Genomic DNA, 23299 nt, shown 5'->3' on the forward strand with positions numbered 1-23299 from the left:
CTACCGCTAGTTAAGCAGGCTATAAAATCGCTTCGCTCTTTGTCGGCCCTTAAACTACATCTCCTTTACCAGAAAACTTATCTTTCTGTTAACTGCATTCAATACTGCGGCTACTATGCTCTCCACCCTGTCATGCTTGACCAGCGCGCTACCGAGAAAATGCTCTTCATTTCTGTCAATTATAAACGATATTAAGACGGCCACGGCATCTTTGCCGCCCACCTTAAATTCAATTATGTCCTCCAGACTCAATATGCAGTTTGCCTTCAAATATTGACGTATGGCTTCCAGGGTTGCTACGGCCACCGTCCTCATGCGGCTCTCGTAAGACCCTGGACCGGAAGACCTCCCTTCATAAGTATTGCCTTCGGGGTCGCTCAGCGACACCGTGACTTCATAATTTTGCTGATAATTTTTTACTCCTATTCCTTCCACCTTTAGTCTAATCTCGGATGTAAACTGGTTTTCGTTGTTCAACTGAGCCACGCTAATCTTTTTATGATCCACTTCAGAGCCAAACGACGCTATTAAGGCCGACTCTATGTCCCTTACAATCTGCTTCGGGTTTCTCTTTGAATTCGCTATGACGTGGATTTCGGAAATTTTACCGTCGGGAGCCGTAATAATCTTGGCCGAAACTATATCTTTTATCTTGCGTATCAATTCTTCGCAGTGTCTGATAATTTGCTCTCTATCTATATTTTCTGACATTAAATCACCCCTCACTCCGTATAATAAACAATTCGACTCGAAATTGCTATTTCCTTCTAAATAAAGTAACTTTTTGATAAAAAAAGAGCCCATAAAGCAGGCTTTAGTTTCAATACATTAACAGTAGACTCCGCCTATAATAATTCGGGCTCTATCAATCCGTAATTCCCGTCTCTGCGCTTATACACCACATTTATTTCATTGGTCTCTGCATTGGAAAACACGAAAAAGTCGTGTCCCAGAAGGTCCATCTGCAATACAGCTTCTTCTACATCCATTGGTTTCAGGGCAAATTTTTTCACCTTGACCACCCTGGGTTCATTTTCCACCCTGGCGGCGCTGGCGGCTTCACCGTTAAATTTAATCGGTACTCTGCGCAAATTTCGCGATAATTTTGTCCTGTGCTTTTCTATTTGCTTATCTAATTTATCCACCACCAGGTCAATGGACGAATACATGTCGGGACTCTCCACTTCTCCCCTCAGTATAATGCCATTCACCGGTATGGTTACTTCCACTATATGCCTGTCTTTTTCCACGCTCATCGTAACCTGAGCTTCGAGCTCTCCGTCAAAAAATTTTGCAATTTTACCTACTTTCTTTTCCGCATATTCTTTCAAAGGATTTGTGACGATAAAGTTCTTGCCGCTGACATTTACTTTCATAAGTTCAACTCCCTTCTGGGAATTATTGGTTTTTATTATATTTTTGCTAGTACATATATATTATTCCTCATTTTTTACAAAATTCCTCCTCGAAAAACAGGAAAGGGAGAATAAAGTTAAAAAAGCCCGGCTTTCACCGGGCTTGATTTTCTAGTCGACTTTTACAACATTTGCGGCCTGAGGGCCTTTCTGGCCTTCGACTATGTCAAATTCTACCGTATCGCCTTCTTTCAGGGTCTTAAAGCCCTCCTGCTGAATCGCGGAGTAATGGACAAATATGTCCTTTCCTTCTTCCACATGAATGAAACCATAACCCTTCTCCTGATTGAACCATTTTACTTTGCCTTGCAATTTATTCATTCCTCCTAAAAAAGAAATAGAAGTGGGATATCCACTTCATTCACTATAACACACCGGGATGGTAAAGTCAAATTAAATAAAAGTTTTTTTAACTCAGATTTCGTATTCCATAAAATGGTAATAATAACCTAAGGCGGGTTTGTAAAAATGCCAAAATCAATCCTGATGAAACTCGCCACCCTCCTTAGCTCAGTGATATATTTCTTTGGTAAATAACGCTTGATTTTGTCGCTTTCCTTTACTTTCAATATCTTCACGTATTCAAATAGTTCCAGAATCCCGGCCCCTGTTGGCTCAAAGCTTTTTGCCTTTCCTACCAGTTCGATAGGGTCTTTTTCTTTTTTAAGTGAATGGCGAACCCTTATCTGGATGAGCATGTAGATTAAAAGGGTAATTATAGCTTTTTCATCAGGGTCTTCTACCCTTATTTTGATGCGGTAAACAGATTCCAGTCCTCATAGCTTGCGCTTGTCGGGGTTTAAGGGGCATACACTACCAAATACAAAGCCAACTTTAAATTGCTTTAAATCGGTGCGATGTTCTTTGTTGTAGCCCAGGTTATTTTACAGCGAAAATACTGGCAGAACCCTGTATTGATACAGTGGTACTGATTAATAAAATATTGCTTTTAGGATGCACGGTCTAAAAGCGGTGTTTGTCTACAAGCTGAAGATATCAGAAATAATCTGACAGCTTTTGGCTGCTTAAAGTTTAAGTTATGCATCATATTTCAAAAATTTCAAATAATTAACTCAATAATTGTCTTGTATAGATTTAGTTCATCAATTTAATCATCAAAACTATTGTTTTTTGTAGTAATCTTGATGAATTTCCTTTCACGATTTTATAATAAAACTAAAACAATAAATAAAAAATAAAGCCTGCAGAAACTACAGACTTTAGGAAGGAAGATTTTGATGAGTTTAAAGATTGGCGAGGTGTCAAAGCTTTTAAATATGTCGGTGGAAACGATCCGCTTTTACGAATCACAGAATATAATCAAGCCCTCCCGAAAAGCGGACAGTAAATATCGTATTTATGAAACTTGGGATATTTTCTTTCTGATGGAGTGTATGAAATACAGAAGCTTTGATATATCGGTTAAGGATATTTCTAAAATCTTACACGCTGAGTCTTTGGACTTTTTTCTGCAGAAGATAGATGAAAAGCAAAATAGTATCAATGATGAGATCCGTTACAATACGCTGCTATATGAGAAAATTGAACAATATCGCTCAAGTATTGAAACCGTAGAGTTGAATGAAGGAAATTTCTGGATTAAAAAAATACCGGAACAGTTGTATTTTATTTACCTCAGCAGCCAAGGAGATCAATATGAAGAGCTTGATAGTACAAATCCACTGTTTTCTGAATGGATGAATTTTCTGCCTTTTGTAGAGTTTGGCTTACATGTTACTTTGGAAGATCTGATACACCGAAATACAGTGGACCGTATTCAATGGTCGCTGATTACAGAGAAGAAATATGCTGATATTTTAAAACTCCCGGTAAATGAGTCCGTAAAGTTTGTGCCATCACAGCTTTGCCTTTGCACTATTATCAATGCCGGCGATAAAGGTAATTTATCTTTAAAACTGTTCAATCCCATAATGGAATATTTGCAAACCAGTAATTATAAAATTTGCGGTGACGTTATCGGGAAACTACTTGTACGTGTGCATAAAGGCAAACGTTATTGCCGTTATTTCGAAGTGCAGATTCCCGTAAATAAAAAATAAAGGACTTGAGTCTATAGTTTCTTCATACTGTATAATCATTCTTGTGAAATAAAAAACAAACAAGGAGGATTTGTACATGTTAAAGGCACTATTTACTCCACAAAAAATAAACAACTGCGTCATTCCCAACAGGCTGGTAGTTACAGCAATGGTTACAAACTTTTGCAACGAAGATGGTACCCTCACCGATCGCTTCATAAAATATCATGAAGAAAAGGCAAAAGGCGGCTGGGGTTTAATCATTACCGAAGACTACGCGGTAAATCCGAATGCAAAAGGCTACCAGTTCATAGCTGGCTTGTACAATGATGAACAAATTGAAGGCAACAAACGCTTAACCGATACTATTCACAAATATGAATCAAAAATTTTCTGCCAGATTTATCATCCAGGAAGACAGACCAGCCACTTTGTTAATGGCGGTGTTCAGCCGGTTGCTCCTTCTGCAATCCCATGCCCATGGTGTCGTGATCTTCCGCGTGAGCTGACGGTCGACGAAATCCATGAAATTGTCGGTCAATTTGGTGATACTGCCCTGCGTGCAAAGAAAGCAGGTTTTGATGGTGTTGAAGTCCATGCTGCACATGGCTATCTGCTTGCAGAATTTCTTTCTCCTTATGCCAACAAACGGACAGATGAATATGGGGGATGTTTTGAAAATAGAATTCGTATTTTAAAAGAAGTAATTGCTGACATACGCAGCAAAGTAGGTCAGGACTTCCCCGTTATCGTCCGTATTTCCGGTGAAGAACGGGTTGAAGGGGGCAGGACCATGGCAGAAACCCTTGTCCTTGCCAGGGAAATTGAATCAATGGGTTTTGACGGTATCCATGTTTCAAGCGGTGTTTACGGTAACTATAATAAAGGCATTGTTTCTACCATGTACCAGGAACACGCATGGACTACTGACTTTGCAGCAGAAGTGAAAAAGGTTGTCAGTATTCCAGTTATTACTGTTAACCGTATCAACGAACCTAAGATGGCAGACACCATCATAAGTATGGGAAAAGCAGACTTTGTAGGTATGGGCCGTGGTTCATTAGCTGATCCTTATCTCCCGATGAAAGCGAAAATGGGCGATTTTGAATCAATTCGTTACTGCATCGGTTGTCTACAAGGATGTGTCATGCAGCTACTTAAGGGCAGAAGTATCACTTGCCTCGTCAATCCGGAAATTGGTCACGAATATGAAACCGATTATACAAAAGTAGAACAACCGAAAAACGTAATGGTCATTGGCGCAGGCCCTGGCGGGCTAGAAGCTGCAATGATTGCTGCAAAACGCGGTCATAGGGTTACCGTCTATGAGCAGAGAAACGATATTGGCGGACAGTTCAAATCTGCTGCCTACCCTCCATGCAAAGGTGAACTTTCAACCTTTGTTTCTTGGATCCGCCATGAGTTAAAGAAACTGAACGTCGAGATAAAATTAAATACAACAGTCACTGAAGAATTAATAAAGGAAGTTAATCCGGATGCAATAGTCCTTGCTACTGGTGGTGTCCCGGTAAAACCAAATATCAAAGGCATTGACAAAGATCACGTTGTCTTTGCAGAAGATGTCCTTTTAGGTAAAGTACCGACTAAGGATTTAATTGTTGTTTGCGGCGGTGGTGAAGTCGGTGGAGAAACGGCTGCAGCCCTTGCATTGGAAGAAAAGAAAGTTTCCATTGTTGAAATGCTTCCGGAAATTCTGAAAGAACTTGATCCGGTACAGACAATCGAACTGACCAATATCTTGAACAAATACGGTGTAAAACAATATACAAATACAAAAGTAGTTGAAATCACGGATAATGGCGTTGTTTGTGAAAGTAAAGGTAACCGGTTTACCCTTCCTGCTGACACAATAGTTTTGGCTTTTGGCTATAAACCCAATAAAACATTGGAAGATAAAGCAAGGGCATACTGCAGAGAGGTTTATACTATAGGCGGTGCTGTCAAGACCAGCAATGCATTGGATGCAATTCAGGATGGTTTTCAGGTCGGTTTAAAACTGTAGTTTGTTCTACTCTTTTCTTTATTAGAAGGGTTTGTTAAAAAATATCTAAACTACTTCCTTTCAATCAACCGGTCAAAAAAACAAGAAGTTTTCAGATTGAATCCCTAATGGGATTCAATCTTTTTTATGAAGTGATATATTCAAGATAGCAATTGTAATACTCTAAATATGTCATTCCATTTAGTTTTCTCTTATAATCGCTCATTGTTGTAAAAATAGATATATTTTTTAATTGCCTTTTTTAATTCTTCAATGTTTTTAAATGTATAATATATTTCTAATTTTAAAGTTCATCATAATTCTTCTAAGAATCATAGATCTTTTATTATTTATCTCGATTTCACACCCTATTTCATAAGACAACATATTTTTATATTCCATAAAATGGCAATAATAACCTAAGGCGGGTTTATAAAAATACCAAAATCAATCCACATGAAACTCGCCACTCTCCTTGGCTCAGTGATATACTTCTCGGGTAAATAACACTTGATTTTGTCGCTTTCTACCTTCTAGTTTTAGCAGCTTAAAAAATTTTTTTAGAGGTTAATGGTGCGAAAGGTCAGTTTTTAAGATTCCTCCGTGCAAATTTTAGACAGAGTTTTACTGAAAAGCATTAAAATAATATCACCTTATCAGGTTATATTTAATATGTTCTATTAAGGATTCTTTAAAATTTTCAAAAGAGGGGTTTGCATGCCCTTGAAAAGTGCTATATTAAAAATAAAAAACTGGATGAAGAATTTTATTAAACGAAAGAAAACCCGGCAGGATGACACGGTCGTGGTCAACCTTCCGGGCCTTTCCATAAAGCTCAACAGAAAACTGGATATCGACACGCCTCACGAGGTTACGGTGGTGGTGCCAAGGGCGGAAATCCGAAAGAGATGCCTTGACGACGCCTGCACCAGATATGAATATGAAATCATATACAGCAGCATAACTGTAGTCCATGCCCCAAGACACCCCCTGGCGGGGCCGCCTCCGTCCCCCCCGCCCGAAATCCCGCCCCGCAAATCTTAATCCCCGTAAAAGCAGCTGCCCCCTATAAACTCCCGTATTATGGACGTCAGGGGTATATCTTTTTCATCTTCTATCGGCACAAAGTATGCAAGAAACTTCAACAGGTAGCTGGCGGTGACGTATTCGGGGTCTTCGGGTCTAACCTGCTTCAGCAGCGGTTCGGCGTACTTTTTCAGTACGGCAAGTTCATACACCAGGGCCGAATTGAACATCACGTCCGCCTCTTCCTGGTACGGGAATATGTTTTTCTCGGCACCCTTCAAAACCGACGGCCACATGGCTATGGTCTTCCTGGCGTCGGCCGAACGGCTCCAGCTGTCTCTCACAATGCGGCGAAGCAGTCTTGTGTCGGTGGTGGAAATACGGTTGTGGTTGTCAAGGCTGAGCTGCGTGAGGGCGCTTACGTATATTTTAAATTTGTTCTCCTTAGGGATAGACAACGTCAGACGCTCATTGAGGCCGTGTATGCCTTCAATGATAATGGGCTGGTCCCTGTCCACCCTTATGGGGATGTTCTGATACTCCCTTTTGCCAGTATGAAAATTATATCTGGGCAGCAGCACTTCCTTTCCCTGAATCAGCCTGGTCAGGTGTTGATTGAAAAGCTTTATGTCTATGGCCTCCAGCGCTTCAAAGTCGGGTTTACCTTCTTCATCCAGAGGAGTTCTATCACGGTCAACAAAGTAGTCATCCAGGGATACGGATATGGGCCGGAGTCCGTTTACCCTGAGCTGGACCATGAGGCGCTGGGCGAAGGTGGTCTTGCCCGATGAGGATGGGCCCGCAATGAGAATTATCCTCATTCTTTCCCTGTTCTCATATATGGTGTCGGCTATCTGGGCTATCTTTTTCTCATGCAGGGCCTCGGCTATTCGGATGATTTCACCGGCCCTGCCGGCGGCGATGTAGTCGTTCAGCGCGCCCACATCGGCGACTCCCAGAATATGGGCCCATCGCTCGGCTTCCCTGAATACCCTGGCAAGTTTCGGCTGTTCCCGGTATGGCGCCACCAGGGTGGGATTTGACCTGCCGGGGAATTGAAGTATGACGCCGGGGAGGTAAAATTTGAGTTTAAACCATTTAAGGTAGCCGGTTGATGGCAGCATGTAACCGTAAAAGTAGTCCTTCATACCGTCCAGTTCGTATATATTGACAAAGGGTTCTTTCCTGTACTTCAATACCCTCACTTTGTCTTCAAGGCCCATTTTTTTGAACATTATGGCGGCCTCTTCGACGGACATCTTCGTCTTCAGGATCGGGATATCCCTTTCCACCAGCTGCCTCATCCTGCTTTCAATATCTTCCACATCTTCCTCACTGATGGGCTCTCCCCTGTATATCTCACAGTAGAGACCATCTCCAAGGGAGTGTTCAATGTGGACCCTGCAGCCCGGTAAGACATCGTGACATGCCTTTATGAACAAAAAAGAAAGACTTCTTACATAAATCTTCATGCCTATTTCCGTGGTAAGGTCCAGAAACTCCAGCCGGGCATCTTCTTTCAGGACGTATGTAAGTTCCCTGAGCCGGTTGTTCACTATGGCCCCGACAATGGGTGATGAGTACTCTTTTTGATATTCTTTTGCCAGTGTTAGAAGCGCCACGGGTTCATTTATTAATTTTTCTCCACGGCCATCGATGGTAACCTTCATAACGTTACCCCCTCCTGCTAATACAGTGCAATTTTATAATCTAATACTTAACATTTCTTTTTTCCATAAATCAATTCAAGGTTCCCTTTGCTATTATACCACATCTTCAGGCAGGAAATTTCACAGTTGTAGAACCGAATTGACATTACCCTGTTTTTAAAGTATAATGAATCAAACTAAATATTTTCTACCAGGGGTGCTGCTTAGAGCGGCTGAGACGGGACAATCCCGAACCCTTAGAACCTGTTTGGGTAATGCCAGCGAAGGGAAGGTAGAATATCAGTGTTTATAAACCGCATCCCTTCGGATGCGGATTTTATTTTTCTGGAGGGATAAAAATGACCCAACTGGAAGCGGCCAGAAAAGGATTTATAACAGATGAGATGAGGGAGGTGGCAAAAAAAGAAGGAATAAGCCCGGAAGTGGTAAAAGAGGGAGTTGCCGCAGGCAAGATAGTAATCCCTTTTAATCCCAACCACAGAGGGTTAAAACCGTGCGGCATAGGAAAGGGGCTCAGGACAAAGGTCAATGCCAATATCGGGACATCCGACAAGTACCCCGATATGGCGCCGGAGCTTGCCAAGGCAAAAACGGCAATAGACGCCGGAGCCGATGCCATAATGGATCTTTCCACCGGAGGGGATATTAAATCCATAAGAAAGGTCATGCTTTCTGAAGTCAGTGTGCCTCTGGGAACGGTGCCGGTTTATGAGGTTGGGGTTCTGGCCCAGAACAAAAACGGCAGTGTCATTGAATTCACGGATGACGAGCTTTTTGAAGTTATAGAACAGCAGGCCGAACAGGGTGTGGATTTTATCACCGTTCACTGCGGCCTGACACTGGAGGCTGTAGAAAGGCTTCGGCGGGAGGGCAGGATAACCGACATCGTGAGCAGGGGCGGGGCCTTCATCACGGGCTGGATGCTGAAAAACGAAAAGCAGAACCCTCTCTACGAACACTTCGACAGGCTGCTGGAAATCGCCAAAAAATACGATGTGACCCTGAGCCTGGGAGACGGCTTGAGGCCGGGCTGTATCGCCGACGCCACAGACCGCGCCCAGATCCAGGAGCTCATAATACTTGGCGAACTGGTGCAGGAGGCCTGGAAACATGGGGTGCAGGTGATGGTGGAAGGCCCCGGACACGTGCCGCTGGATCAGGTTCAGGCCAATGTTCAGCTTCAAAAGAGGATATGCCACGAAGCGCCTTTTTATGTGCTGGGGCCTCTTGTGACCGACGTGGCAGCGGGTTACGACCACATCGCCGCCGCCATCGGCGGGGCCGTGGCGGCGTCCGCCGGAGCCGATTTCCTGTGCTATGTGACTCCTGCAGAGCACCTGGGACTCCCTACGGAGGAAGACGTAAGAGAGGGAGTTATAGCATCCAGGATTGCGGCCCATGCGGCCGATATAGTAAAGGGTATTCCGGGAGCGATAGAGTGGGATTTAACAATGGCCGCAGCCCGGAAAAACCTCGACTGGGAGTCTCAGTTAAAGCTGGCGCTGGACCCTGAGAAAGCACGAAGATACAGGGACGAAAAAAACCCTTCGGATGTCAGGACGTGCACCATGTGCGGCAAATTCTGCGCCATGGACATTGTTGCCAAATACCTGGGAAAAAGCAGGAGCGACTGTTAAAGGAGAGCTGTTTATGAAGAAAATCTTGACCATCGCAGGTTCCGACAGCATAGGCGGAGCGGGCATCCAGGCCGACATAAAAACGTTTTGTGCCCTGGGTGTATACGGCATGAGCGTCATAACGGCCGTCACCGCCCAAAACACAATGGGTGTTTTTGACGTCAGGGAGCTTGACCAAGAAATTATAAGGGGACAGATAGACCGGATTTTTGAGGATGTTGAGGTAGACGCCGTTAAGATCGGCATGGTGTCAAGCAGTACCATCATTGAAACTGTGGCGTCTTCATTAAAGAGTTGGAATGCAAAAAATATTGTGCTGGACCCGGTCATGATTTCAAAAAGCGGTTATTATCTTCTAAAAAAAGAGGCCATCGACGCATTAAAGGAAAACCTGGTGCCGCTGGCCGATGTGGTAACTCCCAATATACCCGAAGCTGAGGAACTGACGGGTATGAAAATTGCGACTGTGGCGGACATGAAAGAGGCGGCAAAGCGTATAATTGACATGGGGCCAAAATCGGTGGTGGTAAAAGGCGGGCACATGAACGATGATGCCGCAAATGTATCTGACGTATTTTACGACGGAAAAGCCTTTAAAATTTTGTCGAGCGGGAGGATTGTCACCGGAAACACTCACGGGACCGGTTGTACATATTCCGCCGCCATTGCATCCTACCTGGGCAGGGGGTTTGACATGGAACAGGCAGTAAAACTTGCGAAAAAATACATTACAGAGGCCATAAAAAATTCTTTATCGCTGGGCAAAGGCGCGGGTCCTGTCGGCCACCTGGTGGAACTGTACAAAAAGGCCGGGATACGATATGAATGAAAGTTCTGAATAAGCTGATTAATAAAACAACCCCGGCTGCAGGATTAAATCCAAACCGGGGCATTTTCTAAATAAATAAATTAACATTTGCTTCATCGGCTTCCCCAAGATAGGTCGCCACTCCGGCGTAGTCTATGCCGTCTATCAACTCTTCCTTTTTTATGCCCATGACATCCATGGACATGGTGCAGGCAATTATTTTAACTCCCAGGGCCTGGGCGTTTTGCATCAATTGGTTCAATGTGTCGACGTTTTTGCGCTTCATAATATATCGCATCATCCTGGCTCCCAGGCCGCCGAAGTTCATCTTTGAGAGGCCCAGCTTCTCAGGCCCGCGGGGCATCATGAATCCGAACATTCTCTCGAAAAAGTCCTTTTTTACACGGACTTTCCGGGCCTTTCGCAGGATGTTGAGGCCCCAGAAGGTGAAAAACATGGTTACCTCGTCCCCCATGGCCGCGGCGCCGGTGGCTATGATGAAGGCCGCCATGGCCTTGTCCAGGTCCCCGGAGAAAACTATGATAGTCTTTTTATTGCCCATGGCGCACCCTCCTAAGCCTTTTTAACTCTCGCCACAATAACATCTCCATCTTCCAGGCTTATAAGCTCATTTCCGGTCTTCCGGCACCAGGCCTGGACGTCTTTGTAAAATCCCCTGTCCGTAGCTTCCACCACAATTATATCGCCGCTTTTTGCGTTTCTGGCCGCATTAAAAAGCTGGACAATGGGCCCGGGACACTGAAGGCATTTTGCGTCAATTTTAATCTCCGCCATTTTCAGCACCTCCTACTCCAGTTCAAAAGGCCACGCCGCAACACCGCCGTCGAGAATTTTTATATTGCCGAAACCCAGATGTTTTAAAGTTGTATATGCCAGGTAAGCCCTCAACCCTATCTTGCAGACGACTACGGTTTCCTTGCTCCTGTCTATTTCACCGGCCCTAATTTTTATAGTCTTGAGGGGGATGTTCCTGGAACCCGGGATGGCTCCCACCAGATACTCCGCCTCTTCCCTCACGTCGATCACCTGGAGGCCGGGATCTGACAGCCTTTCCTTTAACTCCAGGGGTGAAATGCCCTCGAGCTTTCCGGTGAGTTTATTTACCGCCACATTGGCGGCCACTATGGTGGAACTCATGGCCGAAGAGAATGGCGGCGCATAGGCCAGATCAAGTTTTGACACGTCTTCCACGGTGCCTTTAAATGTTATCACCGTGGCTATAATGTCAATGGGTTTATCCACAACGCCTTCGCCGATGATCTGAGCTCCCAGCACCCTGTGGCTGGCCCTGTCGACAACAAGTTTTGTAATTATATTCTTTGCGCCCGGGTAGTAATGAGCTCTGTCATGAGCGGGCACCAGGACGGTCACCACATCGTAGCCGGCGTTTCTGGCTTCCCTCTCGGAGAGGCCCGTTCTGGCCACATTCATATCGAACAGTTTTACCACCGTGGTCCCCAGGACGCCTTTCAGGCTTTCTTTTTCACCTTTGGGGTAGAGATTGAGCGCCGCCACCCGGCCCATCTTGTTGGCGGTGGAGCCCATGGGGTACCATGCTGGCCGACCCGTGATGAGATTTATGTTTTCCGCGCAGTCCCCAACGGCGTAGATATCCGGGATGTTCGTCTCCATATTTTCATTGACCTTGATGGCATCTTTTACGCCCAGTTCGACGCCGGCTTCGGCGGCCAGTTGAGTATTCGGCTTTACTCCTATGGAAAGCAGCACCATATCCGTATCTATTTTCATCTTTTCCGTCACCAGGGCCTTTGCTTTTCCATCGGCGTCTCCTTCAACGGCTACAGCCTTATCACCGGTGTGTATTTCTATTCCCTTTTCCTTCAGGTATTTTTCCGCCAGGAGGGCGATTTCTCTGTCAAAGTTGGGGAGGATCTGGTCAAGGAGCTCCACAAGGGTGACTTTTACGCCCTGCAGAGTCAGATTCTCCGCCACCTCCAGGCCGATGAAGCCGCCACCCACCACTACGGCCTTCTTTATGCCTTCTTTCTCAACCGCCTCCCTTATTTTAAGTGCATCCGTAACGCTGCGCAGGGTGTAGACGTTTTTGAGGCCGACACCCGGGATGGGCGGGACTACGGGTTTTGCCCCCGTGGCAAGGATCAGCTTGTCATAGGCGAAATCTTTTACGTCTCCCGTTACCAGATCTTTTGCAATGACTTTTTTCCCCGCAGGAACTATTTTCTCTGCCCGGTGGCGCAGTAAAACCGTGATGTCCTTTTCCTTGAATTTTTCCGGAGTCATTACCGTCAGGTGTTTTTTATCTTTGATTACATTCCCTATATAATAGGGCAGGCCGCAGCCCGCGTAGGAAATGTAATCCTCCTCCGTGAGCACGGTAACTTCAAGGTCCGGGTTTTCCCGTACGGCCTTGGCGGCCGCCTTGGTGCCCGATGCGACGCCGCCGATGACAAGAAGTTTTTGTTTCATAAAGCTCTCTCCTTTTTGGCCCACCGGCCGTTTTGTGACATATTTCTTTTATATTCATATATTATAATAATATGTTTATATGATACTTGCAAATTACAAACCAATGTGAAAAAGCCCGCATTCTTAAGAAATGCGGGCTTAACATGTGGTACAATTCCAATTTTATAGGTTTTATAAAAAGTTTTTACCTGCTGGCTCCGCCGCCACCGCCGGAGCCTCCGCCGAATCCTCCACCTCCAAATCCCCCGCCGGAACCTCCGCCGAAACCGCTCCAGAAACCGCCGCCACCGTCAAAGGGGCCGAAGAACGGACCGCCAAAGGGGCCACCGCGATACCGCCGGTCTCTTCTACCGGAAATGAGAAAAAATATTATTATAATGAAGACGACAACCCAAAGCAGCACGTCAAAAGGTATATCGTTTTCTCCCTCCAGATAATAGTCCTCAAGTTGCGAAAGTTCGCCGTCGCTCAAATCAAGGCCGTATTCTTTTGCGACTTCAAAGGCTATGGCCATAAAGGTGTCGTAAATCCCCTTTGAGTATTTTCCGTCTTCAAAAGCCGGCAGGGCGAAAGTGTCCAGGATGGCTCCCGCCTTGCCGTCGTTTATGGTCCCCTCAAGGCCGTATCCTACTTCTATTCTAATACGGCCGCTCTTTCCAGCCAGTAAATTCTCTTTGTTTACCAGCAGCAAAACGCCGTTGTTCTTTTCCCTGTCGCCGATTCCCCAGCTTCGCAGGAGTTTCAGAGAGTATTCTTCCAGGGACATGCCGTCCAGGTTGTTTACGGTCACGACCACTATCTGAGCTTTGGTCTTCAAATCAATGGCCCGGGCGATTTTTATGATATTTTCTTTATCGGAGCTATCTATGAGACCGGCGTAATCATATACGTAGCTTATGGTGGCCGGAGGGGGTGGTATGGGCTCCGCGGCTGCAGCTTTTGCATAGAATGCCGGTATAAAGCCGCATATCAATAGAGCGAGGATTAAAAAAACGCCGCCAGCTTTTTTGCCGCCCATGGTTAATTATTCCCCTTTGTGTTGAAATCCACTTTGGGCACTTCTTTTGCTCCTTCTTCGGCTTTAAAGTAATCCTTTTTCTCAAAACCGAACATGCCGGCTATGAGTACTGTTGGAAATCTCCTGATCCTGCTGTTGTAAGCCTGTACAGCGTTGTTGTAATCCATGCGGGCCACCGCAATACGATTTTCGGTGCCTGCCAGTTCGTCGGCCAGCTGTCTGAAATTGGCGTCGGCCTTAAGATTGGGATAATTTTCTACGACGGCCAGCAGCCTGGAAAGCGCACTTGAGAGTTCCCTGTCGGCCTCGGCCTTTTCTCCCACGCTCCGGGCTCCGATTAACTTTTCCCGGGCACGGGTAACTTCTGTCAGGATTTTTTCTTCATGGGCGGCATAGCCTTTTACGGTCTCCACCAGATTCGGAATCAGGTCGGCCCTTCTCTGAAGCTGGTTTTCGATCTGGCTCCACTTGCTGTTCACGTTTTCCTCGGCCGATACGAGCCCGTTATAACTGCCTAAAACAAGCACGGCCCCCAGTGCCAGGACTACTATTACGGCTGTAAAAGCCGTGAAAATTCCACTTCTCAACAAAAACCCCTCCCCAATTTCATTCTTGACTTCTATTATACATGAAAAAAACCTGTCACGATACCTGTAAATTTTGAGGATTTTATGATGGTTTTTCGATTTAAAAACCCTTCCATTTTCTCGGCTTGCATTTATACCTGACTTTTTCGGGTCACTTCTTAAAGCTGCCGGGGATGATGATTTTGATATCCGCCTGAGGTTTTTGAAATCTTTGACAGCTTAGTATTTAGAATCCCTTGAGTTATATTTAACCGGATTGCTCCTGTCAAAGCCGGGAAAACAAAAAAAGCGGTTCCCTTTTAAATAGTTTTTAAAGGAACCGCTGTTTTTATATCAGCCGAACCTTCTCATATATTCTTCAACAATCTTTGCTCCCGAACTGGTCCCCAGTCTTGTGGCCCCTGCTTCTATCATCTTCAGGGCATCATCCAGAGTTCTAATCTCTCCCGCCGCTTTTACCTGAACTCCGCTATCTCCCAGAGCTTCCTTTATCAACCTTACGTGTTCCACCCTGGCTCCGCCGCCCTTAATCTGGCCTGTGGAGGTTTTTATAAAATCGGGTCTTACTTCAGCTGCGATTTTACACATTTGCTTTATTTCATCATCTGTTAAATAATAGGTCTCCAGTATCACCTTGCATAATACATTGTTTTGCCTGCATATTTTCACTATTTCTTCCATTTCTTTTCTCATATAGTCATAATTTTTCGCCCGCAGTTCGGAGATGTTTATCACATAATCTATTTCGGTCGCACCTATCTCTATTGTATGTTTTGTTTCAAAAAGTTTCTCTTCCAGTGTATTGGTGCCAAGAGGGTAACTTATGCCGGTAACAATTCCGACGCCCGTTCCGGCCAGCAGTTGTCTGCAATATTTTATTGAAGAATGATTGACGGCGACTGATTTAAACCCATACTTTACGCTTTCCTCGCACAATTTTTTTAAATCTTCTTTTTGAATATCCACCTTCAAGTTTGTGTTGTCAATCATCCCCGCGAGGGTTTCTAAGGCAATATTACACCCCATTTTATTAGCTCCCTCTTTAATTTTTAATAAGCACAGCCGCACACCAGCATTACATTTGAGTAAGGCGTGAATTCTCCGGTCCTGATGATGGCTTTGGATTTTCTGCTTCTTTCTTTAAATTCGGTATGGGGCACATATTCGATTTCCACGTCCCCCAGCAGCTTTAAAATTTCTTCGTGCATTTTGGGGCTCACTTTTTTGCTTTCCTCCGCCATGATAACTTTTTCGACCACTATTTCTTTTAATATGGCTCGCAGTACCTGGATTTGGCCGGGAGTTCCGGGTTCAAAGGCCAGGTCCACCCTCTGATTTTCATCGGGAATGGGCAGGCCGGCATCACATATGACGATGGTGTCCATGTGACCCAGACTGGCAATAACTTCGCACAATCTTTTGTTCAATATACCGCCTTTTTTCATTTTAATTAAGCGCTCCTTTCTTAATAATTAATGCATACTCCTGCTGCCATCTTAATTTTCTGATTCGGAAATAATTTTAACGGAGGAGCTGGTGCCCAGTCTCGATGCTCCCGCTTCTATCATGGCTCTGGCGGTCTTTGCATCCCGAATGCCTCCGGCGGCCTTCACCCCCATTTTATCTCCCACCGTCCCCCGCATCAACCTTACATCATCCACGGTGGCACCGGATTTATTAAAGCCGGTGGAGGTTTTGACGAAGTCCGCTCCCGCTTTTTTGCATATTTCACAGGCTTTTTTTATCTCTTCTTTTTCCAGCAGACAATTCTCCAGAATCACCTTAACCACGGCTTTACCGCCGGCGGCTTCCACCACGGCCCTTACATCCCTTTCCACCAGCTCATAATCTTTTTCTTTCAGGGCGCCGATATTCATCACCATATCCACTTCGCCGGCGCCATTGGCAATGGCGTCTCTGGTTTCAAAGGCTTTGACTTCAGGAGTGTTGGCCCCAAGAGGGAATCCTATTACCGTACACACCTTTACACCCGTGCCCTTCAACAGTTCCGACGCCTGTTTTACCCGGCAGGGATTTACGCAGACAGAAGCAAAACCGTATTCTATCGCTTCTCTGCAGAGGGTTTCAATCTGATCTGAAGTCGCTTCGGGCTTCAGCAATGTGTGGTCAATAAATTCAGCCAGTGGTTTACTCATAATTTTTCACCTGCTTTTTTAAAAATTCTTCCACTTCTTCTCTTGTGGGCATGGCGGGGGCGGTGCCGATTCTCGTGACCGAAATGGCCGCCACCGCATTTCCGAAAACGGCGGCTTCTTTAATACTTTTGCCTTCCGCCAGAGCGGTGGCAAACCCGCCGTTAAAGGCATCACCTGCACCGGTGGTGTCGATTACATTGTCGGGTTTAAATGCGGGGATATGTCCTTCAAATTCCGGAGATTTTACATAAACACCGGATGCCCCGAGGGTTATGACGACCGACTTGACTCCTTTATCCACAAAATATTCAGCCGCTTTTTTAGCCCCTTCTATATCTTTAATTTCTACCCCCGACAGAATCGATGCCTCGGTTTCGTTGGGCGTCAAAATGTCTACTTTTTTATATATTTCATCAGGAATGGGCTGGACGGGAGCGGTGTTTAAAACCACCATAACCCCGTATTCGTTGGCTATATCTATGGCTTTATACACCGCACTTAAATTGGTCTCCAGTTGTGTTAATAAAAGCTTTGAATTTTTTATTTCTTCCCTTACGGATTCCACTTCTTCATCAGTGATGTAATTGCAGGCGCCTATGGAGACCACTATCTCGTTTTCTCCCGTGCCGTTTTCCACCATGATGAGCGCTGCGCCCGTCTCATGTTCATCGTCAAAAAATATATAATCCGTCCTCATCCCAACGCTTTCGAAGCTCTTTAAGGCGATTTGAGCGAAATCGTCTCTTCCCAGTTTGGTAACCATGGTGACATCGGCTCCCGCCTTATGAGCGGCCACGCCCTGATTGGAGCCTTTTCCTCCGGGCCCCAGTTTAAAAGGCCCGCCAAATACGGTCTCGCCCCTCGCGGGCAGATGCGGTGTCCTGCTCATTAAATCCACCACAAAACTGCCGAGCACAGTGATTTTGGGTCTTGCCATAAATATTCCTCCGATTCTCATTTATGCAGCAATTATTATAAATTTTAATATACGCATCCCGCCACCAGCACCATGTTGCCGTAGTGAGTGCCGAAATCGCCGGTGCGGATTACCGCCTTTGACTCTTTAATCTTCTCCTTTAATTCCACATGGGGCACAAACTCTATGGGAAAGTTTTCGGGAAATCTCTTTTTAATTTCTTTTAAGAATTCCGGAGCGTGTTCATGAATTTCTTCAGCCAGTATAATTTTCTCCACAGCCAGCTCATCCAGAATGCCGTCCAGGACCTGCAGCATGGTGGGTATGTTGGGCAGAAAGGCCAGGTCCACTCTTTCGACTCCCAGCGGGACGCAGTATCCGGAGTCCACCAGCGCCAGATAATCCTGATGGCCTGTGGAAGTCAAAACGTGCTTTAATTGAGGATGAAGGATTCCTCTTTTGAGCATAAAAACCTCCCCTTTCTATTCTAAATTGGCATGATTTTTAAACATTTCACCGGATGAAATCCCGATTTTTTCCATGAGCTTCATCACCGAGATATCCACCGTGGGTTATCAACGATCGCAGGCCTGCCATCCTTTTCGACAATCATTTTTCTGAACCCCTTTGTCTCAATGGTCCCGTAATCATGGCCAGCATCCGCCCTGAAGGCGAAAAAAGTGATCAGAGGCTCATCTGGACTCACATTTATACTTCTGTGGGCCCATCTTTTCGGGACATACACGGCTTTGCCGGGGACAAATTCCTGAGCATCCCACTCTCCTTCCGGCGTCTCCATCAACATATACCCTTTTCCTCTTATGCATAAATAAACTTCCGCCGTCTCCAGCACTGTATGGAAGTGGCCCTTTGTCATGAAATATTCATCGCCTATCTTTCCGGGATACACTATGCTGGTGCCGAAAGCGATGTCTCCCACCGTCTGGGGGATTCCCATTTCATAAAATTCATATATGAGCGGATCTTCATTTTTTAAGATTTCATCGACTTTTTCCGCATCATAAAACATATCCGCCATATTCGAAAGATATCTTTTTGAAGATTTTTTCATATTTGACAGGCCGCTTCTCAAATCAAATTCGATATCGAATGGTCTTAATATTTCATTCACCGTCGCCATCTCCTTTATTAGTTCTTATGCTGGAAGCTATTTCACTCAGCCGCTTTAATTTTTCGCCGTCGATATCAATGTGAAATACTTCCGCAATAACCTGAGTCCAGCCATGGATGAAATATGTCCACCCATCTTCGATATATAGATTTTTCTCTTCTTTCTGCCTCAACGCCTGGTGCATAAAATCCAATTTTCCTCTGTAGTTGAATTCCCATACAAAACTGTTCTCAGGGAATTCACACGCATCGGTCAAAGGCGATCCGGGCCTGTCTTTCCCGAGACCTGTGGCATTTATAATGAGGGAATAGGGTTTTAAGTTTTTTAACAACCGGTCGTTGTCTTTAGGTTCGGGACATAAATGGTATTCGATGGGAACCGGTGGATTTAGCCGCCTGATGATTTTTTCCATCGAAACCAGCCGGGGATTGCTCCTGTTGGAAACGATTATTTTTGAAGGGTAATTTCCATTATGCTTTTCCTTTATCAAATATGAAGTTATGGCTATGGAGCTTCCCCCGGCCCCCATTATAAAGACTTCTCCCCCATGATCTTTCCAGAAATTTTCCGGCAGAAAGGCCTCCAGCGCCAACCCGCTGGAAATGGGGTCTTTTGCATAACCTTCCAGTCTGCCTTCTTTTTTTGAAATGGATGACAGTTCTCCAAAAGCCTGTGCATAAGTGTCCAGATATTCAAACATATCTTTTGCAGCGTTGAACAGATCGATTTTATGGGTTGTCACCAGAGCTCCCAAAGATAATTCATCATTTTTAATAAAACCTACAACTTTGCGGTAATCCTCGGGATCAGCATGGATCTTCATATCTATTCCCTTAAGGACCGCATCTTTAAGCCCCAGCTCTTTCGCCCATAAAGGAAAAACCTTCATTATAGAGGATTGCTTTGTGGTCACACCGATGAAATACATGGTCGGTTGTGTTGCCTTTTCAGGTAATTCAACAGCCATTTTATACGGTCTCACTCCTTTTTGCTAAAGCTTCTGATGGATTTTTTATTGTGAATTTTTCTATAATACCTTCAGTTATACCGACTTCCAGGAGCAGTGGTATAAACTCTTGTTTTATATAGCCAAGGCCTATTTTGCCCCCATAACTTTTCAATCTATCCCGGGTGGTATCAAGGCCCAGCAGTATCCGGTCTTCAAAGCCCAATTCGACCATTTTCGCAATAAATTTTGCTTCCTCCATATCGCTATGGTATTTGAACCTTCCAATGGTATCGTATTCCATAAATACTCCTGTTTCGGCCACAGCCCTGTGATATTCTATATCGCTCAGATCTCTATCCAGATGGCATATTATAACACAATCCGGGTTTACACCTTCCTTCGCAAAAAGTTCTATCTGCTCCAGAGCATGTTTTCCCATCTCCGTATGGCTCAATATGGAAAAGCCGGTGGATTTCGAAGCCCTGGCTGCAGCTTTAAAAAGTTTTCTATATTCCGGCGTTATACCTTCACCGTCAGAAGCGGTTTTTATAACGCCGGCCTTCGAAGGAACAGCCTTTTCAGGCATTTTATAATCTCCATCTACAAACATGCCCTTTTCCAGCTCATGAATGAAAATATCAGCCAGTTCATCTTCATCCAGGCATTTGATCCAGTGGTCTTCAGCATAAAAAATCAGCTTATGAAATCCCGTAGAAGCAATTATATTGACTCCTGTTTTTCTAGAGGATTCGGCAAGATACTCCGCCATCCTGCCGCACCCGACGGGCTGGGCATCTACAATGCTTTGCCCTCCCAGCTCTTTATACATCCTCAGTTCTTCCACGGTCTTTTCAAAATCGTCGATTCTCAAAGCAGGATTTACTCTGGCCGATGGACCCGGGGCGATGAATAAGTGCTCATGGCTGTGGCAAAATCCCAATTTTTCATTTGGAATAAGGCCCGATACGGTCTGGATATTTTTTCTCAACATGAAAGGTCCCTTATCAGATTCTCCACAGCCATCAATCCCATCTTATCCACCGCCTCATAGGTGGAAGCTCCGTTGTGAGAACTTATGACTATATTGTCCAGTTCAAAAAGCTTTTTGTTGAGCGGCGGTTCCTGCTCAAACACATCGATGCCGGCACCGTATATCACATTTTCTTTTAATGCTTCATACAGCGCATCTTCATCGATGAGGCCTCCCCGGGCCGTATTTATGAGAATGGCGGTTTTCTTCATCATTTGCAATTCTCTTTTGCCTATCATTTTATTTGTATCTTCTGTCAGAGGCACATGAAGCGAAATTATATCGGCATTTTTATATAACTCTTCCAGGCTTACATATCGAACATCATATTCCCTGGCGAATTTTTCATCCGGGCAAACATCATAGGCAAGGATATTCATGTCAAATCCCTTTGCCCTTTTGATCACTCCCCTGCCTATATGGCCGGTGCCCACTATGCCCAGGGTTTTACCGTATATTTCCATAGACATTATTTTGCTCCAGTTGTTTTTCCTGCACTCTCTGTCTATGACGGTGATTTTCCTTGCGACAGCTAGCATGAGGCACATGGTAAAATCTGCTACCGCATCAAAGTTGGCTCCCACCGTCCTGGAGACTTTAATGCCCTTTTCTTTTGCATAATCAAGGTCAATGTTGTCTACTCCTACGCCGTATTTGGATATAGCTTTTAATTTTGAGGCTTTTTCAAGGACATTTCTATTCAGGGGGTCGATGCCTATTATAACGCCATCAATATCTTTAATGAGTTCAGATATTTCTTCTTCGGTCAGCGGCCTTTGATGCGGATTTTGCACTATTTCAAAGCCTCTTTCACGGAGCATTTCCATGGGTTTGGGATCATGTTTTGCAAACGACCTGGGTGTCACCAGTATTTTCATTTCATTATCACAGTCCTTTTAAGTATAATCAGAGTTTTGACAATTCCTCGTAAATTCCAACCAGTGCATCGTATGAATGCAGGAAAACCTGATAAGTCTTCTGATATATTTCTCTGTTAGCCGGGTTGGGGTCATGTTCACTTTCGATTTTTATGAATTTATTTATGGCATCAAAGCTCTTAAATTCACCAACGCCTATGCCCCCGATGACGGCCGCACCCATAGAAGTGGCTTCTTCAAGATAATTGGGTTTTAATATTTTCAGGTTATATATATCCGCCATCATCTGACGCCAGACTCTGCCTTTGGCCCCTCCGCCTATAACTATCATGCTGTCGATGGAAACGTAATTTTTAAATATATTCAATATGGTATTCAGGTTGTAGGTCACACCTTCCATGACGGCCCTCAGCAGGTCTTCCCTTTTATGGCCCACATGGATGCCTATAAAAGCCCCTTTAGCATTGGGGTTCCAGTGAGGAGTCCTTTCCCCCAGTAGATAGGGCAAAAATAATATTCCCCTGGCTCCCGGCGGGGATTTTTCTATTTCTTCATTGATTATGTCATAGGGACTTACGCCTTTTTCAACGGCCTCTTTTGTTTCGATCCTGCAAATCTCATTTTTGAGCCAGCTGTAAGACGTCCCGGCGGTCTGCATGGTCCCTATGGGGTTCACATAGCCGGGGACGGCATGGGCCCACGTCATGGTCCGCATCTTCGGGTCATATATGGGTTTTTCCGTCGTAATCCCTATCCACGAAGATGAACCTATATAATTATAGGCAACCCCCGGCTTCGTGCATCCCGCCCCCACGGAAGCGCACATGCCGTCGCCGGCTCCGATGACCACCGGGGTGCCTTCCTTCAGGCCGGTTTCTTCAGCAGCCTTTCTTGTCACCTCGCCAACCACATAAGTGGATTCGTGAGCTTCGGGGAGCTTGTCGCCATCTATACCGGCAATATCAATTATTTTTTCCGACCATTTGCAGGTATTCAAATCAAAGGCGTTGGTCCCCGACGCATCCGTATAATCCGTGACCATATTCCCCGTGAGCTTAAAAGCTATATAGTCCTTGGCATTGAGCATCTTGTAAGTGTTCCTGTAGACATCCGGCTCGTTATTTTTTATCCACATCAGCTTTTCCAGGGAATAGGAGGGACTGGCCCTGTGGCCCACAATCCGGTAAAACTCCATGGCGTCGATCTTCTCCAGTATTTTTTCCGTCTCTTTTACAGCCCTCTGGTCGGAATATATAATGGAATTTCTCAGCGGCCTTCCATATCTATCCACGCACAGGCATCCCATCATCTGGGCGCTGAATGAAACGCACACTATCCGGCCCGCGTCTATGCCCTGGATGAGCTGTCTCGTGGAATTGCATACCGCCTGCCACCAATCATCGGGGTTTTGTTCCGCCCAGTTGGCATTAAAGTATTTTGTATCGTAGGGATGGGTCCTGCTGGCTATCAGTTCCCCATCGGCTGTATACAGGGTGGCTTTGTTCCCGGAAGTCCCCAGATCATGCGCCAGAAGGTATTTCGCCATACCATCCACCTCCTCATAATC

At 45.2% G+C, this 23299-nt stretch carries 25 protein-coding genes and 1 riboswitch; of the genes, 5 read left to right on the forward strand and 20 right to left on the reverse strand.

Features of this window, described 5'->3' with window-relative positions; genetic code table 11:
• Positions 1-54: 54 nt before the first annotated feature.
• From ACKX14_RS11100 to ACKX14_RS11110, 3 genes are all read right to left on the reverse strand, one after another.
• Positions 55-711 (reverse strand): hypothetical protein, encoded by a 657-nt coding sequence (locus ACKX14_RS11100; RefSeq protein WP_422447601.1) that lies wholly within the window; start codon positions 709-711, stop codon positions 55-57.
• A gap of 134 nt (positions 712-845) precedes the next feature.
• Positions 846-1376 (reverse strand): ribosome hibernation-promoting factor, HPF/YfiA family, encoded by a 531-nt coding sequence (gene hpf, locus ACKX14_RS11105; protein WP_422447603.1) that lies wholly within the window; start codon positions 1374-1376, stop codon positions 846-848.
• A gap of 150 nt (positions 1377-1526) precedes the next feature.
• Positions 1527-1727 (reverse strand): cold shock domain-containing protein, encoded by a 201-nt coding sequence (locus ACKX14_RS11110; RefSeq protein ID WP_422447605.1) that lies wholly within the window; start codon positions 1725-1727, stop codon positions 1527-1529.
• 926 nt (positions 1728-2653) lie between these two features.
• Here ACKX14_RS11110 and ACKX14_RS11115 point away from each other — a divergent pair.
• Both ACKX14_RS11115 and ACKX14_RS11120 read left to right on the forward strand, forming a co-directional pair.
• Positions 2654-3475, forward strand: coding sequence for a MerR family transcriptional regulator (locus ACKX14_RS11115; RefSeq protein ID WP_422447607.1), 822 nt, complete (start codon positions 2654-2656; stop codon positions 3473-3475).
• Positions 3476-3551: 76 nt separating this feature from the next.
• Positions 3552-5477, forward strand: coding sequence for an oxidoreductase (locus ACKX14_RS11120; RefSeq protein WP_422447609.1), 1926 nt, complete (start codon positions 3552-3554; stop codon positions 5475-5477).
• 191 nt (positions 5478-5668) lie between these two features.
• On the opposite strand, the gene ACKX14_RS11125 is transcribed toward ACKX14_RS11120, so the two are convergent.
• Entirely contained in the window at positions 5669-5752 is an 84-nt protein-coding gene (locus tag ACKX14_RS11125) for an IS3 family transposase (RefSeq protein WP_422447672.1), read from the reverse strand.
• Positions 5753-6173: 421 nt separating this feature from the next.
• Between ACKX14_RS11125 and ACKX14_RS11130 the strand changes: the two genes are divergently transcribed.
• Complete coding sequence (locus ACKX14_RS11130) at positions 6174-6500, forward strand: hypothetical protein (protein ID WP_422447611.1); 327 nt, start codon at positions 6174-6176, stop codon at positions 6498-6500.
• Here ACKX14_RS11130 and ACKX14_RS11135 read toward each other — a convergent pair.
• Positions 6497-8152 carry a nucleoside kinase gene (locus ACKX14_RS11135; RefSeq protein ID WP_422447613.1) on the reverse strand — a complete coding sequence of 552 codons (1656 nt, stop codon included), beginning with the start codon at positions 8150-8152 and terminating at the stop codon, positions 6497-6499. The genes ACKX14_RS11130 and ACKX14_RS11135 overlap by 4 nt on opposite strands.
• Positions 8153-8334: 182 nt before the next feature.
• Positions 8335-8439, forward strand: a riboswitch (TPP riboswitch).
• A gap of 51 nt (positions 8440-8490) precedes the next feature.
• On the opposite strand from ACKX14_RS11135, the gene thiC reads away from it, so the two are divergent.
• Together thiC and thiD are read left to right on the forward strand one after the other, a co-directional pair.
• On the forward strand, positions 8491-9789 hold the full coding sequence (gene thiC / locus ACKX14_RS11140; protein WP_422447615.1) for a phosphomethylpyrimidine synthase ThiC: 1299 nt from the start codon (positions 8491-8493) through the stop codon (positions 9787-9789).
• Between the two features lie 13 nt (positions 9790-9802).
• Positions 9803-10618, forward strand: a complete 816-nt coding sequence (gene thiD / locus ACKX14_RS11145) for a bifunctional hydroxymethylpyrimidine kinase/phosphomethylpyrimidine kinase (RefSeq protein WP_422447617.1) — start codon at positions 9803-9805, stop codon at positions 10616-10618.
• A 67-nt stretch (positions 10619-10685) separates the two neighbouring features.
• Here thiD and ACKX14_RS11150 read toward each other — a convergent pair whose 3' ends face one another.
• From ACKX14_RS11150 to xylB, 15 genes are all read right to left on the reverse strand, one after another.
• The gene (locus tag ACKX14_RS11150) at positions 10686-11159 is read right to left on the reverse strand and encodes a DsrE/DsrF/DrsH-like family protein (RefSeq protein WP_422447619.1); all 474 of its coding nucleotides are present in this window, start codon (positions 11157-11159) and stop codon (positions 10686-10688) included.
• A gap of 11 nt (positions 11160-11170) precedes the next feature.
• Positions 11171-11392 carry a sulfurtransferase TusA family protein gene (locus tag ACKX14_RS11155; RefSeq protein WP_422447620.1) on the reverse strand — a complete coding sequence of 74 codons (222 nt, stop codon included), beginning with the start codon at positions 11390-11392 and terminating at the stop codon, positions 11171-11173.
• A 12-nt stretch (positions 11393-11404) separates the two neighbouring features.
• Complete coding sequence (locus tag ACKX14_RS11160) at positions 11405-13066, reverse strand: FAD-dependent oxidoreductase (RefSeq protein ID WP_422447622.1); 1662 nt, start codon at positions 13064-13066, stop codon at positions 11405-11407.
• Positions 13067-13250: 184 nt separating this feature from the next.
• Positions 13251-14084: a TPM domain-containing protein gene (locus ACKX14_RS11165; protein WP_422447624.1), complete on the reverse strand. Its 834-nt coding sequence runs from the start codon at positions 14082-14084 to the stop codon at positions 13251-13253.
• A 2-nt stretch (positions 14085-14086) separates the two neighbouring features.
• A complete protein-coding gene (locus tag ACKX14_RS11170; RefSeq protein ID WP_422447674.1) occupies positions 14087-14659 on the reverse strand; it encodes a LemA family protein in 573 nt (190 codons plus the stop codon).
• A 345-nt stretch (positions 14660-15004) separates the two neighbouring features.
• Positions 15005-15697, reverse strand: a complete 693-nt coding sequence (gene deoC / locus ACKX14_RS11175; RefSeq protein ID WP_422447626.1) for a deoxyribose-phosphate aldolase — start codon at positions 15695-15697, stop codon at positions 15005-15007.
• 23 nt (positions 15698-15720) lie between these two features.
• The gene (gene rbsD, locus ACKX14_RS11180; protein ID WP_422447628.1) at positions 15721-16116 is read right to left on the reverse strand and encodes a D-ribose pyranase; all 396 of its coding nucleotides are present in this window, start codon (positions 16114-16116) and stop codon (positions 15721-15723) included.
• A gap of 51 nt (positions 16117-16167) precedes the next feature.
• Entirely contained in the window at positions 16168-16827 is a 660-nt protein-coding gene (deoC, locus tag ACKX14_RS11185) for a deoxyribose-phosphate aldolase (protein ID WP_422447630.1), read from the reverse strand.
• Positions 16820-17764, reverse strand: a complete 945-nt coding sequence (gene rbsK / locus ACKX14_RS11190; protein ID WP_422447632.1) for a ribokinase — start codon at positions 17762-17764, stop codon at positions 16820-16822. The genes deoC (ACKX14_RS11185) and rbsK overlap by 8 nt, the downstream gene beginning before the upstream one ends.
• 44 nt (positions 17765-17808) lie before the next feature.
• Positions 17809-18210, reverse strand: coding sequence for a D-ribose pyranase (gene rbsD, locus ACKX14_RS11195; protein ID WP_422447634.1), 402 nt, complete (start codon positions 18208-18210; stop codon positions 17809-17811).
• A gap of 83 nt (positions 18211-18293) precedes the next feature.
• Positions 18294-18884, reverse strand: a complete 591-nt coding sequence (locus tag ACKX14_RS11200; RefSeq protein ID WP_422447636.1) for a glucose-6-phosphate isomerase — start codon at positions 18882-18884, stop codon at positions 18294-18296.
• Positions 18868-19842: a shikimate dehydrogenase family protein gene (locus ACKX14_RS11205; protein ID WP_422447638.1), complete on the reverse strand. Its 975-nt coding sequence runs from the start codon at positions 19840-19842 to the stop codon at positions 18868-18870. The genes ACKX14_RS11200 and ACKX14_RS11205 overlap by 17 nt, the downstream gene beginning before the upstream one ends.
• Before the next feature lies 1 nt (position 19843).
• The gene (locus ACKX14_RS11210) at positions 19844-20815 is read right to left on the reverse strand and encodes a phosphotriesterase family protein (protein ID WP_422447640.1); all 972 of its coding nucleotides are present in this window, start codon (positions 20813-20815) and stop codon (positions 19844-19846) included.
• Positions 20809-21732, reverse strand: coding sequence for a phosphoglycerate dehydrogenase (locus tag ACKX14_RS11215; protein ID WP_422447642.1), 924 nt, complete (start codon positions 21730-21732; stop codon positions 20809-20811). The genes ACKX14_RS11210 and ACKX14_RS11215 overlap by 7 nt, the downstream gene beginning before the upstream one ends.
• Before the next feature lie 28 nt (positions 21733-21760).
• Complete coding sequence (gene xylB / locus ACKX14_RS11220; RefSeq protein ID WP_422447644.1) at positions 21761-23278, reverse strand: xylulokinase; 1518 nt, start codon at positions 23276-23278, stop codon at positions 21761-21763.
• Positions 23279-23299: the final 21 nt, after the last annotated feature.

The sequence above is a fragment of the Thermorhabdus hydrogeniformans genome, assembly GCF_049310025.1.
Taxonomy (GTDB): Bacteria; Bacillota; Thermosediminibacteria; order Thermosediminibacterales; family Tepidanaerobacteraceae; genus JBJYKD01.